Source organism: Pseudomonas sp. NFACC37-1 (assembly GCF_900101575.1).
GTDB lineage: Bacteria > Pseudomonadota > Gammaproteobacteria > Pseudomonadales > Pseudomonadaceae > Aquipseudomonas > Aquipseudomonas fluorescens_AA.
This window is the reverse complement of the sequence record NZ_FMUZ01000001.1, coordinates 314,717-329,492: the sequence shown is the minus strand read 5'-3', so window position 1 is coordinate 329,492 and position 14,776 is coordinate 314,717. Positions and strand designations below refer to the sequence as shown.

At 61.9% G+C, this 14,776-nt stretch carries 16 protein-coding genes; 5 read left to right on the top strand and 11 right to left on the bottom strand.

Going from position 1 to position 14,776, the window contains the following annotated elements:
- Window positions 1–21: 21 nt before the first annotated feature.
- The 7 genes from BLP82_RS01415 to BLP82_RS01385 form a co-directional block, all read right to left on the bottom strand.
- Window positions 22–954, bottom strand: coding sequence for a metal ABC transporter solute-binding protein, Zn/Mn family (locus BLP82_RS01415; RefSeq protein ID WP_092164712.1), 933 nt, complete (start codon window positions 952–954; stop codon window positions 22–24).
- On the bottom strand, window positions 951–1,685 hold the full coding sequence (locus BLP82_RS01410; RefSeq protein WP_092164711.1) for a DUF6162 family protein: 735 nt from the start codon (window positions 1,683–1,685) through the stop codon (window positions 951–953). The genes BLP82_RS01415 and BLP82_RS01410 overlap by 4 nt, the downstream gene beginning before the upstream one ends.
- Complete coding sequence (locus BLP82_RS01405) at window positions 1,685–2,173, bottom strand: DUF6644 family protein (protein ID WP_092164710.1); 489 nt, start codon at window positions 2,171–2,173, stop codon at window positions 1,685–1,687. Before BLP82_RS01405 ends, BLP82_RS01410 begins: the two co-directional genes overlap by 1 nt.
- Window positions 2,174–2,212: 39 nt before the next feature.
- A complete protein-coding gene (locus BLP82_RS01400; RefSeq protein ID WP_092164709.1) occupies window positions 2,213–2,695 on the bottom strand; it encodes a DUF6644 family protein in 483 nt (160 codons plus the stop codon).
- Between the two features lie 21 nt (window positions 2,696–2,716).
- Entirely contained in the window at window positions 2,717–4,213 is a 1,497-nt protein-coding gene (locus BLP82_RS01395) for an alpha/beta hydrolase domain-containing protein (RefSeq protein WP_256576513.1), read from the bottom strand.
- 45 nt (window positions 4,214–4,258) lie between these two features.
- On the bottom strand, window positions 4,259–5,023 hold the full coding sequence (locus tag BLP82_RS01390) for a hypothetical protein (protein ID WP_092164707.1): 765 nt from the start codon (window positions 5,021–5,023) through the stop codon (window positions 4,259–4,261).
- A 64-nt stretch (window positions 5,024–5,087) separates the two neighbouring features.
- Window positions 5,088–5,471: a DUF6152 family protein gene (locus tag BLP82_RS01385; RefSeq protein WP_092164706.1), complete on the bottom strand. Its 384-nt coding sequence runs from the start codon at window positions 5,469–5,471 to the stop codon at window positions 5,088–5,090.
- A 227-nt stretch (window positions 5,472–5,698) separates the two neighbouring features.
- Here BLP82_RS01385 and BLP82_RS01380 point away from each other — a divergent pair, with 227 nt between their 5' ends.
- On the top strand, window positions 5,699–7,036 hold the full coding sequence (locus tag BLP82_RS01380; RefSeq protein WP_092164678.1) for an alginate export family protein: 1,338 nt from the start codon (window positions 5,699–5,701) through the stop codon (window positions 7,034–7,036).
- Between the two features lie 126 nt (window positions 7,037–7,162).
- On the opposite strand, the gene BLP82_RS01375 is transcribed toward BLP82_RS01380, so the two are convergent.
- The 3 genes from BLP82_RS01375 to BLP82_RS01365 all read right to left on the bottom strand — a co-directional run bounded on the left by BLP82_RS01375 (window position 7,163) and on the right by BLP82_RS01365 (window position 10,699).
- Window positions 7,163–7,726, bottom strand: coding sequence for a cytochrome b (locus BLP82_RS01375; RefSeq protein WP_092164676.1), 564 nt, complete (start codon window positions 7,724–7,726; stop codon window positions 7,163–7,165).
- Between the two features lie 106 nt (window positions 7,727–7,832).
- A complete protein-coding gene (locus BLP82_RS01370; RefSeq protein ID WP_092164674.1) occupies window positions 7,833–9,287 on the bottom strand; it encodes an aldehyde dehydrogenase family protein in 1,455 nt (484 codons plus the stop codon).
- A 38-nt stretch (window positions 9,288–9,325) separates the two neighbouring features.
- Window positions 9,326–10,699 carry an aspartate aminotransferase family protein gene (locus BLP82_RS01365; protein ID WP_092164672.1) on the bottom strand — a complete coding sequence of 458 codons (1,374 nt, stop codon included), beginning with the start codon at window positions 10,697–10,699 and terminating at the stop codon, window positions 9,326–9,328.
- Here BLP82_RS01365 and BLP82_RS31110 point away from each other — a divergent pair.
- From BLP82_RS31110 to BLP82_RS01350, 4 genes are all read left to right on the top strand, one after another.
- Window positions 10,686–10,946 (top strand): hypothetical protein, encoded by a 261-nt coding sequence (locus BLP82_RS31110; protein WP_170842255.1) that lies wholly within the window; start codon window positions 10,686–10,688, stop codon window positions 10,944–10,946. The genes BLP82_RS01365 and BLP82_RS31110 overlap by 14 nt on opposite strands.
- Complete coding sequence (locus tag BLP82_RS01360; protein ID WP_092164671.1) at window positions 10,915–11,883, top strand: helix-turn-helix domain-containing protein; 969 nt, start codon at window positions 10,915–10,917, stop codon at window positions 11,881–11,883. Before BLP82_RS31110 ends, BLP82_RS01360 begins: the two co-directional genes overlap by 32 nt.
- Window positions 11,884–11,941: 58 nt before the next feature.
- On the top strand, window positions 11,942–12,682 hold the full coding sequence (locus tag BLP82_RS01355; RefSeq protein WP_092164670.1) for an IclR family transcriptional regulator: 741 nt from the start codon (window positions 11,942–11,944) through the stop codon (window positions 12,680–12,682).
- 193 nt (window positions 12,683–12,875) lie between these two features.
- Window positions 12,876–14,324 (top strand): APC family permease, encoded by a 1,449-nt coding sequence (locus BLP82_RS01350; RefSeq protein WP_092164669.1) that lies wholly within the window; start codon window positions 12,876–12,878, stop codon window positions 14,322–14,324.
- Window positions 14,325–14,390: 66 nt separating this feature from the next.
- On the opposite strand, the gene BLP82_RS01345 is transcribed toward BLP82_RS01350, so the two are convergent.
- Window positions 14,391–14,774, bottom strand: coding sequence for a winged helix-turn-helix transcriptional regulator (locus BLP82_RS01345; RefSeq protein ID WP_092164668.1), 384 nt, complete (start codon window positions 14,772–14,774; stop codon window positions 14,391–14,393).
- Window positions 14,775–14,776 lie beyond the last annotated feature (2 nt).

Here is a 14,776-nt window from a genome sequence, read left to right as displayed (position 1 = left end):
CCTGTTTCTCCTTCATTAGGTTCATCGCTGCGTAAACTCAACGGCTTCGGCCAAGGTCTCGAGGTTCTCGCGCATCGCCACCTCGAATTCGTCCGCGCTGTAGGTCGTGCCGGTGATGTGAGACAGCGCGAAGACCTTCACGCCGGTGGCGGCCTCGATGGGCTTGGCGAGATCGAGGGAGAAATTTTTCTCGGCGAACAGCACCCGTACGTTGGCCTTCTTGATCGCGTCGAGGGTGTTGGCCAACTGGCGCGCCGTCGGTGCGACGCCGTGGCGGGGCTCGATCACGGCGCTCACGAACAGGCCGAATTCCTGCATCATGTAGTCGTAGCCGGCATGGGTTGTCGCACAGCGGAACGATGACAGATCCAGGGCGGCGAAGCGGGTCATGAAACCTGCTCGCAAGGCTCGGATGCGTGCGGCATAGGCAAGGGCGTTTTGTCGGTACGCCGCGGCGTTATCCGGATCCAGCTCCCCGAGCCGGCGAGTGATCTCGAAGACCTGCTGTATCGCTGCCGTGGTGGATACGAAGGTGTGCGGATTGACCACCTTGGCACCGTCCTGGTCACCGCCGATGGGAATGAGGGCCACCGACGCATTGGCCTGGATGATCGGCAATGTCGCCCCACGGCCGGCGGCCTTGACGATCTGGAAGGCCCATTCATCGTGGCCGATGCCATTGACGACCAGGGCATCGAGTGTCATCGCCCGGGTGATGTCGTCGGGTTGCGGCTGATAGTTGTGTGGATTCGCTTGCGCCGGGATGAGTGCAACGACCTCGGCCCGGTCACCGACGATATTGGCCACGAAGCTGTAGTAGGGGTGCAGGGTGACGCCGATCTTGAGCTTCTTGCCAAGAGGGGCCGTCGGGCCGGCGAATGCGATGGCGGGTATCAATACCAGCAGCGCAAGGCAACGGCGCCACAGTGGGCGGTGTTTTGCAGGAGCGGTCATGGCTGGTTTCCTTTTACGCGTTCGACTTCACGGGTGCCGTCGTAAGGAATGACCTGGCGCCAACCGTTGCCGACCAGGGATTCGGGCTTGACGATGCCGGGGTAGGGCGCATTCGGGTCGGGGTGGACCCAGATCGTTGCCTGGTTGGCCCACATGACGCCGGCATGGGCGTGCCCAATGACCAGCAGGTAGGCGCTCTGGCCGGGCGCGCGGCCGGCGGAGCCGTAATAGACCGTGGCGCCCTGGCCCTGGGTCGCTTGTGACACTTCGCTGACGGCTGGGGCGGCAGCGTCGTCCTCGTGGTCATCGACGGAACCGGCATGGGGCAGATGGCTGCCAGGCAGAATCAACTGCCAGTGCACCTCACCGTTGGTCTTCCAAAAGGCGTCCCGGTAGAAGGGCGGCAGCAAGATCTCCTGGGCACGCTCCAGCGTGATCCAGCCGCCAGTGTCGTTGTTGTTCCAGATGATTTCTTCACCGGCAGGCAGCAGGGCGCTGTGGATGGCCTGGTCGACCGCTCCCAGGCCATCGAAGGAGCGCACCTGCCAGCTCAAGAGGGGCGGTGGGCCGACGTGCTGAGGGCGCAGCAGCACGTAGCCTGTCACGCCGGCAATGATTGCCAGGGCCGCCAGCAGCAAGGCCAGCGACTCCCAGCGACCGGAAGCCGGGCGCACGAGTTTGAATGCACCGTTGGCGTCAGTGTCGGGCCAGGTTCGCGGCAGGCGAGCCATCAGACAAACCCAATCCAGCGGCCGAGGCCTATCACGCACGCCCACAGCGTCAACGAGCAGAGTCCGGCGACACGGGCCTGGCCGGGCGGTGGCAGGGTCATGTCCCATTGGTCGATCCGGCGATAGGCACCCAGGTGGAAGACCCCCATGTTGACGCCCGCCAGCAACAACACAGCCATCTTCCACAAGAACATACTGTTCTGCGCATAGGTGGTGGCATTGGAGGCAAACATGAGCAGGCCGGTGATCACGCAGGCGGCGAAGGCTACCCAGGTGTATGGCAGCAATTCCTGGATCAGTCGGAGCGCGCTTCGACGATGGGAGGCGATGCCAAGCAGGCGCAAGTCCACGACGGCGATTGTCCCGAACACCAGAGCGATGCCGATCACGTGCACCGACTCCAGGTTTGGAAAAATCGAACCCGACTCTCTGATCCGGGCGGCGACAGAGGTGTCCTCGAGGGCTTGCAGTATCGATTGGATGTCCATGGTGAATACCTGAGAAAAACGTTCATCGAAAAGCTGGAATCAGTAGGCGATCCAGCGACCGCAGAAGATCACGACGCACCACAGGGCGATCGATAGCCAGGCCAGCACCTTGGCGGGAGGCTCCTGGTCGTCGCCTTGTGCCTGAGCGGCAGGGCGCAGCAATGGACGCCGGATTGACCAGGCCAGCGTGAACACGGCGACCACCAGGCACATCTTCAGCCAGAACGTCGTGTTGACCAGGACGCGGTCGGGTTCGCCGATGATCATGACCAGGCCACTGAGCAGCAGAACGATGAGGGCGGCGCGCATCCATGGGAAATAACGGCGGATGACGCCGCGCATGGGCTCATCGGTGGCGAGCACGCCGGCCAGTCTGAGGTCGGAGATGACGGCGGCACCGAAGATCACCGCGATGGCGACGATATGAATACTCTGGACGGTGGGCACGACCCAGAACATATCCCTGATGGCGGTGCTCACGGGGGACGCGTAGATCCAGGCGATGATGAGTTCTGATGACATCTGCTTTGCTTCCGCGTTGGGTTAGAAGTCTTGAGGTTTCGCGATCGGCCGCAGGCCCGTTGCGTCTTCTGGAAGGAGATAGCCCTGTTTGATCGAGAGCCCTTTGGCGTCTTCGAATGCCTGTTCGTAGCGGCTGAAGCTTCCATAACGCTGGACAAGTACGTCCTTGGGATAGGGCACCTTGGTGTCATAGATCAGGCCACAGCCGGTTTCCTGGTCCGTGAGGTAGGTCGCGCTGGGCACCTGGATCCATGGCGGGCGCACGCCCCCTTGCAGGTTGCCGGTGACGGGGTCGCGCGCGACGGCCTTGCCTTCGTGCACGACTCGCGGGGCCTTCGGCATGGCTTTGCCATCGCGCGCCCATTGGTCCATGCCATCGAGGAGCGCCGAGACGACCAGTTCCACCGGTTCGTCGTACAGCGTCCGGCAGCGTGGGTCGTCGCCCTTGCCAATGTCGGCGGCGAACAGCTCGGTATGTTCCGTACCGAGGTCGGCCAGCCGCAGATGAGGCATGCCGGTTATTTCGTAGTAGCGGATCTGGGGGCTGTCGGTGTCCGGCGGCAGGTCGATGCCTTCGAGCACGTCGTGCATCAGTTCGGACTGGCTGTAGACGGTCACGAACGGCACGCCGTCGGGCATCTGGCGCGGTCGCCGGATAACGTCGCCGCCCACCTCGCCATAGGCCATGCGGCCGGTCATGTAGGCATCGATCAGCGGCCGTGTGTCGGGCATGCGCCATTGCTGGTGGCGGCCCTGGTCGAGATAATCCATCCAGACTTGCGCGGTCACCGCCCAGCTATTGACGTAGACGCGATGCACATCCAGGCCGGCCAAAGGGCCTTGCGCCGCATTGGTTTTGAGCAGCAACGCCAGCTGCGCCGCGATCCCCTGTGACTGTGGCACGAACGGATCGGGACCTTCACCGCGGGTGAAGCGCTGCGGATCGTAATAGCTGCCCAGCGGCGCATAGCGTGCATAGTCGAAGCGGCGCATGAACTCGAAGTTCACGATTTGTCCGTACTGGGCCATCTGTTCGGCTTCGGCGGCCGGGGTGTCCGAGATGAACTTGGGATCGACGGCCGGCCGGTTCATGTTCAGCGTGTAGCCGACGTACGCGTAGCCACGCCGTAGCAAGTAGTCACGGGTCAGGATCCAGCCTGCGCCACGCTCGCCGAACCAGCTGAACGGCTCGATCACCACCGTGCCATTGAAGCGCGCGGGATCCGCTGGTTTGCGTACCAGGATGCGCGTGGTGTACGGCGCTTCGAAGAGTTGTTTGCCCGCGGCGGTGATGGCCGGGGCGACGCCTTGCAGGTAAAACTCTTCCTCGATGTAGCCGTACTTTTCCAAATCGCTGTATTCGGTGCCCGGGCGTTTTGCCGACGACAGCGGTGGCTTGTCGGAGGGCGGAACAGGTATGGCCGTGGGCATACGGGGTACCTCTGCAAACGCGCTCGACGTGAGGATCAGCGAGAGCAGGGCGCCTTGCAGCGCCGGCCGCAAGCGGCTGATGGTCATCGCTCGTTCCATCCGGTCATCTCCAAGGGAGCATCGATAGGGGCTTCACTCAAGGCTGAGGGACGCCTTGCCCTCGCTGTCGATCACGATCTGGTTGTTCTCGCAGACGTATTCTTGAATGACGTAGTTGGAGCGCTTGTAGTCGAACGTGAAGCGATACGGGGTGTTGAGCACCTGCGGATCCTCGATCACCACCTGGTTCTCCAAGTGGTCCGGCCCCTTTAGCCTGATACGTTCGGTGATCTTCATTTCCTCACTGTGGGGAACGTCATAGAACGTCACGTCCGTTCGCACACGTTGGGTCTGCACCACGAGCGTGTCGCCTTCCCAGTGGCCGCGGGAATGGCCCTGGTACTTGGGATCGAGCTTCTCTTTGGGCGGCATGGCCTGGTTCAGGAGAATGCGGCGCACCTGCTGAAGGTACTCGCCGAGGACAATCACCTGCTTGTCGTCATGAATGATCTGGATCGGAAACAGCGCCGCCATCATCGTTGGCATGCCTTCGGGCAGACATCTGGAACTCGTCGTGGCCAATGGCGTGCCGGCTTCGTTCGCTGCGGCTTGTTTCTTTTTCAGCGCGGTGTATTCGCTGGCATAGGGTTCCTTCAGGTCCATCGGGCCGCCCGGGTGCACCGGATCGTCGGGGTTCTCACCGAACCAGTCGTCGGGGGTTCTTTCCCAGGTACCGCTGATATCCGGGCGCGTATTGTTCTGGGTCTTCGACGTTGCCGCGTTGCACACCCCGACGCCGGTCGCGAGGACGACGCCAAGGAAGATCATTGCTGCGCTCAAGGTTCGTGTCGGTTTCATTGAAACGTCTCCACGTTGCGGGCTTGTTCGGTTCGGTCGTCATGGAGCTGGAGAAGCACTTCTTCTATCCGCCGCCTGTGAGCACGACGTCACCGATCTTGATCTCCACGAGCAGACCGCCCGGGTCACCGTTTTTCAGCGGTCTGAAGGACACCTCGGCGTTTTCGCCGGCCTTGATGGAGTCAGCGCTCCAGCCCGCACGTTGCAGCGCGTTGACGCTGCCGGTCTCGATCTTGAATCGCTGGGGCGGAGGGCCGGGTGTGTCGAGGTAAATCGTGATGTGCGGATTGGTCCAGGCAAAGCGCTCGACGACGCCCGTTACCGTGACCGTCTTGGTCTGGTCGAACAACGCGAATGAATGGTGGGCAGTGGCCAGGGAGGGTAGGGCACTGCAAGCGACGATGGTCAGCAGGCAAAGCCCCTGACGTAACAGCGGTAATGGGGTCATGACGGATGCCTCGTTCTTATGCGTTCTTATGGCCCCAGCATAGGGCGCACGCATGGGTGGGCCGTAGCCCAAAACGGCAACCGTTCACGTCTCTGGAAATGTTTTCCGGGGGATGTCAGGGAAATGGGGCGTTGGCCCTAGCACATGCTGATTTGGGCTACCGCATGGGCGACCCGAATCGGAACACTCATGACTCGCCTCATAAATATAAAAACAGGAGAGACGTCATGCGCAGCCCCCATTACGCCCCGTTGCTTTCGCTGGTCGCACTCTGTGCGTTCGAGCCGCAGGCACAGGGTTACGAGCTTTACAACGAAAACGAAGGCGGGACCGTTCTTAACGCTGAGCTTTGGGCCGGGTTTGGCTGGTTCGGCAGCAGCAAGAATTACCTCGGCGACCCGCAGCGCGAGCCCGGCAGTATGCGGTGGCAAGAAGGGTTCGCCAAGTATGGTCTCAGCGGCACGACGGATCGGATCGCCGCCGGCTCGATCTACGGCGGGTTCAGCATGATCAGTACGGGATCATGGGGCGACGGCGACGCGGGGGGGATCACCGCCGGAAATGAAAGAGAAACCGCTGTGGAAGATGCCTACCTGGGCTGGAAGTCAGGTGATCTGATTCCGGCATTGGGCACGGACGGGGTTGATTTCTCTTTTGGCCGACAGATCGTTACGGTGGACGGCTTCCTGATTACCGATGATGGGTTCGCCCCCGGGAACGCTTTCAACCCCGTCGAGGGCGTAGCGGATGGCCGGTTCAATCGCGGCGGTGCCTTTTACCTCGGTCCGCGGTTGGCGTTCGGGAATACGGCAGTCTTGAAGCTGGGCGGCACGGAAGGTCTTCACGGTAGCCTGATCTGGCTGAAGTCGGATAACCCCGGGCAATCCAAGGCCGAAGTGGCGGCCGCCACCGTCGACTACACGACGCCCATCGGCTCGATCGGCTCGACGTACGTGCGCGGCCTGGATGTCGAGGAGCGATATGTCTTTGCCGATCGGGGTGAACGCAAGGGCATGGATATCTACAGCATCCGTGGCCAGGGCAACGCCGGCATCGAGAATGCCGACTTTGCGTTCGAAGTGGCGCGCCAGGAAAAACGCTCGGGATCGCAGCGGGCGATGTTCTTCGACGCGGGCTACACCTTCGCCGATGTCAAATGGCAACCGACGGTGAGCTACCGTTATACGCGTTACTCAGAAGGTTGGGACTTCCTGTTCCAGGGCGGTTTTCGCAAACGCTACCAAGGTGAGGTCGCGGCGAACTACGCAGGTTCAGTGACTTCGAACATGCAGATCAATGACGTGTTGCTCTCGGTCATGCCGACCGACAAGTTAACGCTTAACGCGATGGCCTTCGACTTCCACCAGCTTTCCCGGCGAGGGGAGCAGGACTTCAGCGCCCGCGAGTTCGACTTTTTTCTGGATTGGATGGTGACGGACAACATCACGCTCTCGCCACTCATTGGCTTATACAAGCCTGAGAAGTGGATCGGCAATGGGGGCAACCAGAGTGGGAGCGCATCAACCAATACCTACTTCCAGCTCATCGCCTGGGTGACCTTCTGAGCGGTCGTTCAGGCTGTGAAACAGCCTGAGCGCATTTCGGTGGCGATGTGTTGGTCGTCGACTTTACCGAGGCTCGTTGGTCCGAGCCATGAAGGCGTTGGCACTTTTCGCCAACGCCTGATCAAGTCACAGCATGCGGCGCAGGACGTCGTTTCGAGGATCGCGGTCATAAAACCGGTGCTTCAGGGCACCGGCGACATGCACCAGGATCAGACCGAGCAGGGTGTAGGCAAGCACTTTGTGCAGCCATTGGAAGACCACGAACCAGTCGTCATTCTTGCCCAGGAGTTCCGGAAGGTTCATCCCAAAGAAGAATACGCCGTCGCTCATTGTGTAGGTGCTCGACATCGAATAGCCCATCAACGGCACGATCACCAGCAGCGCGTACAAGGTACGGTGGGCAAGTCTTGACGAAACCCGCTCATACCGTGCCAGCGTCTCTGGCGGTTGTGGCAGCCTGGCCGCTCTCACCCGCACGGCGATCTGGACCAGAACCACCAGGAATGCCAGCACCCCGAAGGATTTGTGCCACGGGTAATAGAACTCATATTTGCTCGCCACTTCGTCAGCCAGCCCAGTCATGTGCCAGCCCGCCCAGAGGAGGCCAGCGACGAGTACGGCGCGCACCCAGTGCAAAATCCGCAGGGAGGTCGGATACCGATCAATTATTGTTTGATTTACCGGATTCATCGCAGTCTCTCCATCGATCATCAAGGCATCGAAAAAGCACGTTTGAACGGCCACCCTCTGAGGCACGGGGACTGGGAGGGTGGTCCTGTCAGTGCAAGGATTGTTTTCAGCCGGGCAGCAGCACGGTAATGACCTTCTCCTCGGTGTAGGCCAGCGCGCCGCTGAATCCTCCTTCCCGGCCAATGCCGCTGGACTTGACGCCGCCCCATGGCAGGTTGGCGTCCAGCGGGCTCCAGCAGTTGATGCCCACGGCCCCGGCCTTCACCGCCGCAGCGACGCGATGCGCTCGTGCCAGGTCGCTGGTCCAGACTGTGGCGGCAAGGCCGTAGTTGGAATCGTTGGCGAGTGCGACGGCCTCTTCTTCGCTGTCGAACGTGATCACCGTGCCGACGGGCCCGAAGATCTCGTCCCGGGCGATCGCCATGTCATTGCGGGCGTCGGCGAAGATGGTCGGCCGGACGAACCAACCCTGTTCAGGGTTCGATACCCCACCGGCCAGCAGGGACGCACCTTGGTCGATGCCCAGTTGGATGTAGCGGTTGACGCGATCCAATTGAGCTTTCTTGGCCACAGGCCCCATCTGTACGCCGGGTTGACGAGGGTCGCCCACTTTGACGGCGCGCGCGGCATCGGCCAGCGCTGCGGCGAAGCGATCGGCGAGGCCGCGTTGGACCAGGATGCGCGAGCCGGCCGCGCAGACCTGGCCCTGGTTGGCGAACAGGCCGAGGGAGCAGCCGAACAGCGCGTCGTCGAAGGCGGCATCGTCGAAGACAATCTGCGGGCTCTTGCCGCCCAGCTCCAGGGCCACGCGCTTGAACAGTACGCCGGCAGTGCGTTGGATCTCGCGTCCGGCTTCGGGGCTGCCGGTGAAGCTGATCTTGTCGACATGGGGGTGTTCGCACAGGGCGCGACCCACCTCGTTGCCGTAGCCGGTGACGACGTTGATCACGCCATCGGGGAAGCCCGCTTCCTGGGCCAGCGTTGCCAGGTGCAGCGCCGACTGTGGCGTCTCTTCCGACGGCTTGATGACCACGGTGCAGCCTGCCGCCAACAAGGCGGCGAGTTTCCAGACCGTGATCATCAGCGGTGAATTCCACGGAACGATGGCACCGACCACGCCCACTGGCTCCCGTACCGTGTACGAGAGGGACTTGGTGCCGAAATAGCCGCCGGAGGGAATGGTCCGCCCCTCGAGCTGGTTGGCCCAGCCGGCGGAGGCGCGCAGGTTGGCGACCGCATTGGGTACGTCCAGCCGGCGCGGTTCGATCGGCGAGCGGCCGATGGCGTCGGCGTCCATATCGGCCAGCACGTCGGTGTCGCGTTCCACCAGGTCGGCCAGTTTCGACAGCAGTCGGGCGCGCTGGGCGCCGTCAAGCTGGCTCCAGATGCCACGTTCGAGCTGGTGGCGTGCGGCTCCCACGGCACGGTCCACGTCCTCGACGGTGCCGCGGGCGCAACTGCCGTAGACCTGTTCTGTCACGGGGTTGACGAGGTTAATGCAGCGGCCGTCAGAGGCTTCGAAAGACGCGCCTGCGATGAAGTGTTTCAAGTGCTCAGTCATTTTGAAGTCCATGAGTGATGTGCAGGAATCGGGACAGGTCACGCATCGAGGGAGTCCAGGGCGTCGCCGAAAATGTCCAGGGCCTTGAAGAACAGCGCCCGTGAGATCGTCAGCGAGGGCATGACACGCATCACGTTGCTGTAGCGACCGCAGGGAATCATCAGCACGCCGTGGCTCAGCAGGTAACCCATGAGTTGGCCAATCTTTTCCGGTGCCAGTGGCGCTTTGGTGGTCGGGTCCGAGACCAGCTCGATCCCGATCATCAGGCCGCGACCGCGAACCTCACCGACCAGCGGGCTGCCGAAGCCGCGAATACGCTCCTGTGCTTCCAGACCCAGTGTGTGGGCACGGTTGAGCAGATCGAGCTCCGGGTCCTGGAGGATGCTGATGTTGGTCAGCGCTACTGCGGCGGACAACGAGTTGGCGGCGAAGGTGTTGGGCATCGATCCGTCAGGAATCGCCGCCGCCAGGTCCGAGCGCATGATCAGGCCGGCCATTGGCAGGTCGCTGCCGATGCCCTTGCCAAAGGTGAGCATGTCGGGCTTCACGCCGGAGTGCTCGACTGCCCACATCTTGCCGGTACGTCCCGCGCCGGACTGCACCTCATCGACGATCAGCAGCGCACCGCTGCGGTCGCAGGCCTTGCGCAACAGTTGCAGGAACTCTGGCGAGGGCGGCACGTAGCCGCCTTCGCCCTGCACCGGCTCCACGATCACGGCAGCCACGTCATCGGCGGCGGTGTAGGGGGTGTTCAGCAGGTAATCCACGTACTCGCCGGCGATCTGCTCGGCGCTTTTGTGCGTGGTATCGAAAGGGAAACGGTAGGCATAAGGGTAGGGCGCATGAATGACGCCACCCATCTGGGCACCATAGCCCTTTCGGTAGGCCGTGCCTGTCGTCAGGGCACCGGAAGCGTTCCACACGCCGTGGTAGCCACCGTGGAAGGCGATGATCTGGTGCCGCCCGGTGACGCGCTTGGCGAACTTGATGGCCGCCTCCAACGCATCGCTGCCGCTTTGCGTGAAGAAGGTAATGCAGTCGCCGCGCAAGCCGTCGGGCGCGATCTCGGAGAGCTTGGCGGCCAGTTCGGTGCGCCGGGTGCTATTGACCTCCAGGGCGTGCATCAGCACTTCGGACTGTTCGCGAATGGCTTGCACCACTTTCGGGTGGCAACGTCCCACGCTGCTGACGCCCACACCCGCGGACAAGTCGATGTAGGTGTTGTCATCGGCGTCCTTGAAGGTCGCGCCGAACGCCCGATCCATGGCCACGGGCATGCGTCCGCCGCCGCGTGCCATGGATTCGGTACGCGCCGACAACGCCAGCGCCTCGGTGGTCCGGGGGCCGGGAATGGTGGAGGTGATCCGCGGGGCATCCGCGAAATGGAGGGCTTCGAGTTTGGCTTCGCTCATGATGGTCTCTCAGGATGTCGGTTTCAGTGTGCCGATCATCCCCGTGGCCCGTTCCTGGCCGGTAGCCCGAATCGGCACATGGTTGGGCCGCCTCGCGCGTCAGCACCGAAGCACAGGCATTACCGAAAGAAAATTTGCAGAATTCTCTTTATGTGAGAATATCGCTCGGGAAGGCGATCTAAAAAAGAAGAATATCGGCCGAGGCTTTCGTCATCATGAAAAACCAGAACATCAGCCATTTCCATGACATTCATGTCCACGCCGCCACCGTCCAGGAGTGGAACCAGGATTACAACCAGTTGACCGCTGGTACGGCTGAGAGCTCACTTATCCAGTTGACGACGGCGCGCTGCCACGTGTTTCGCGAACAGATCAACCAGCGTGTCGTGCAGCACGGCGTGGCCCCACGGGGCAAGATGTGTTTCGCCGTGCCGATCACCGTCCCGGGTTCGATCCGGATGCAGGGGCGGGAAGTGGACGACAGCAGCCTGTTCTTTCTTCATGGTGGCGAAGAGTTCATGTTCCATATGCCGCTGGGCATGGAACTGCTGGCGATCACTTTCGAGCGTGAGTTGTTCGAACAGGCGTTGGCGCAAACCGCGTCGGCCAAGGAAATCGCTCAGTTGTTGCGTCAGCCGGTGATCAAGGTGTCCACTCAGCGCTATGCCGAGGCTCGCCGTCGAATGCTGGCGGCGTTCTCCCAGGCGCTCTTGAGTGAAGAACTCGACCATGCGCAAGACCGGGAACAGGCGCTGGAGCAGACCATGCTCGGCGAGCTGCTGCAATTGATGACCGACCCTGCCTGCGACAAGCAGCAGCGTACGCCAAGTTCCACGCGCAGCTACATTGTCGAAAAATGCCACCGCCTGGCGACCGGGCAATTGAACAACGTGCCCAGCGTGGACGAGTTGTGCCAGCGACTCCAGGTCAGTCGGCGTACGGTGCAGAACAGCTTCCGCTCGGTGACCGAGACGACGCCGGTCAATTACCTGCGCTCCGTGAGGCTGAACGGTGTGCGCCGAACCCTGATGTCCACCCCCGCGTCGTATCTTTCGATAGGCGATGCGGCGGCCCAGTGGGGCTTCTATCACCTCAGTCATTTTGCGGCGGAGTACCAGGCGCTGTTCGCAGAATTGCCGTCCCAGACCACACGCTCTGCCATCGGCGGTTGCGCCCTTGCTTGAGCCTTTGCCCGCTGCAGCCGACAGCGGACAGGCTTGCCTGCACAAGGATGTAGAAAAGATGAACAGCCTTCGCCGCCTGCTCAAGGTCTTCGACTTGTTTCGCCCTGAACAGCCGGTCATCGATGTGGAGGTGATTTGTCAGGAGCTCGGCTACACGCCCGCCACTGCCTATCGTTATCTGCGCGAACTCGGCGACGCGGGGTTCTTGAAGCGATTGCCTCGCGGCTACGCGCTCGGCCCCCGCATCGTCACGCTGGAGCATCAGATGGCCCACTACGATCCATTGCTGGCCTGCAGCCGGGGCCTGGTGGACAAACTGGTGGCCGACACGGGCCTGGACGCACTGGTCAGCGAATGGCATGGCGACTCAGTGGTCAACGTGCTGATCCAGCGGGGTTCCGACGCCGGCCCCGTGGGTGGCGACCGGGGGCGGCCGATCGATCTTTTCCACAGTGCGACCGCTCGGGTCGTATTGGCCTATCTGCTGCCGCGCCAGATCCGCCGCATCTACGACGTCCACGCCAAGCCCACCGAAGTGCTGCATCATGGAATGGAGTGGAAACCGTTCACCAAGGGGTTGCTCGCCATCCGCAAGCAGGGCTACTGCATCAGTGAAAGCGAGCTGTATCCGGGGCGCAGTGGCGTTGCGGCGCCGATCTTCGACGAAAAACGCCGAGTGCTCGGGAGCATGACCCTGGTGGGGCGTAGCGAGCGGTTCCATGCGTTCCAGCAGAGCTACTTGTGCGACCTGGTCACCGGCGCGGCGTCGGAACTGACGGCGCGTATCGCCTTGCAGTAAGGCGAGAGCAGCTGGACGACTGGCTTTTTTGAGGGGAACGCGCCGCTTACCGATTTGGGCTAATGGGGCGTTCGGCGGCAGGCATAGGATCGAATCCAGCGTGCGACACGAACAATAACGCTATCCGGTGACGGCGAGCGATTGACTGCGCCGATCCTACAGCGACTGCCTCATACAATAAGGTCAAGAAAACATGAGTGTACCTCTCCCGGTCAATAGCTCCACGGAGCTCAAGCGTGGGGCCCTGGGTGTCGGCTTCATCATCTTCTTCGTGGTTTCGGCGGCGAGCCCCTTGAGCGTCATCGCTGGCGGCTTCCCCATCGGCATCATGCTGGGCAACGGCGCTGGCACACCGGCCTTGCTGATCCTGGCCTTGCTGGTGTTACTGGCATTTTCGGTGGGCTACACCACCATGTCCCGGCACGTGACCAACGCCGGCGGTTTCTATGCCTTCACCTCTCGCGGCCTGGGTGGCTTGGCCGGCGGCGCGGCGGGGGTGCTGGCGATGTTTGCCTACAACATCCTGCAAGTCGGACTGTATGGGATGTTCGGCGGCGTGGTCAGCGGCACGATGGAAAGCGTCTTCGGCCTGGTATTGCCCTGGTGGTCGTACTCGTTGATGGCGATGGCTAGCGTTGCGATTCTCGGCTACCGCAAGATCGATCTGTCCGCCCGGGTGCTGTCGGTCATTGTGATCGCCGAATACCTGGCGATCCTGCTCCTGGATTTCGCCATTCTCAGGACCGGTGGCGACAGCGGGATCAATCTCGATGCGTTCGATCGCAACCACGTGTTCAGCGGCACGCCATCCATCGGCTTGCTGTTCTGCTTCGCGGCGTTCATCGGCTTCGAGGCCACCACTATCTACGGTGAAGAAGCCAAGAACCCGCAACGTACGATCCCGATTGCCACCTACTGTTCGGTGTTGCTGATCGGCGGGTTCTACGCGCTGTCGGTCTGGTCGATGGTGATTGGCGTGGGCGCGGACAAGATCGTCTCCACGCTTCAGGCCTTGCAGGACCCCACGACGTTTATCTATGGCATGTCCGACCACTTTGTCGGCCCGCACCTGACCCAGGTTATCCGCGTGCTGTTCATGGTCAGCATCTATGCCGGGCTGCTGGCGTTCCACAACGCCGCGGCTCGCTACTTCTACGCCATCGGGCGTGATGGTTTGCTGCCCAGCCGGTTGGGCACCACCCATCGCGTGCACCAGAGCCCGCACATGGGCTCGGCATTACAGAGCCTGATCTCCGCCGTGGTGGTACTGATTTTCGCCGCCATGGATGCCGATCCGATCCTGCAACTGTTCGCCTGGCTGTCTAACCTGGCGACGCTGTGCGTGATTCTGCTGATGGCGCTCACGTCCGCAGCGGTATGGGTCTTTGCCCGGCGCCACCCCGAACTCAAGCTGGGGATCTGGCGGGGGCGGATTTTCCCTGGCTTTTCTTGCGTGGCCCTGCTGGCGGTCCTGGTCATCGCGGTGGTGCATTTCGATGTGCTGACCGGCGCCAGCAAGGCCTTGTCATACGGCCTCTGCGCGATCATTCCCGCAGCCTTGCTGGCGGGTGTGTTTCTGGCGGCGCGACTGCGCAAGGTGGCACCGCAGCGGTATTTGGGGTTGGGGAGTCATAAGCTATAAACGGCCCATTTTGGACAAATGGTTCAGAAACGGTGTGCATCCCTTGTAGCTTGGGGGCTAACCGAATCACTCCGCCAGCTTGAACTCCGCGGCCTCGTCAAACTTTGACCGGGCCGCTTCAACCTCGGGCAGCTTGTCGAGCGTCCATTTATGCAATTCGCGAAATGGCTGCTGCAATGTTCGACCCAACGGGGTGATCTCATACTGCACTGCCACGGGCGAGAACGAAATGATCTGGCGCGAGACGAGACCATTGCGTTCCAGCCGCCGCAGGCACTGGGTAAGTGCCTTCTGGGTGACGCCCTCCAGGCGACGCTTGATGGCGTTAAAGCGATGCGGCCCGTCATCGAGCACCGCCAGAACCATCATTGACCACTTATCCGCGATCTGGTCGAACAACGCCCGGCTTGGGCACTCCGACGAAAAACATTGGGGCTTTAATTCCAGCATCG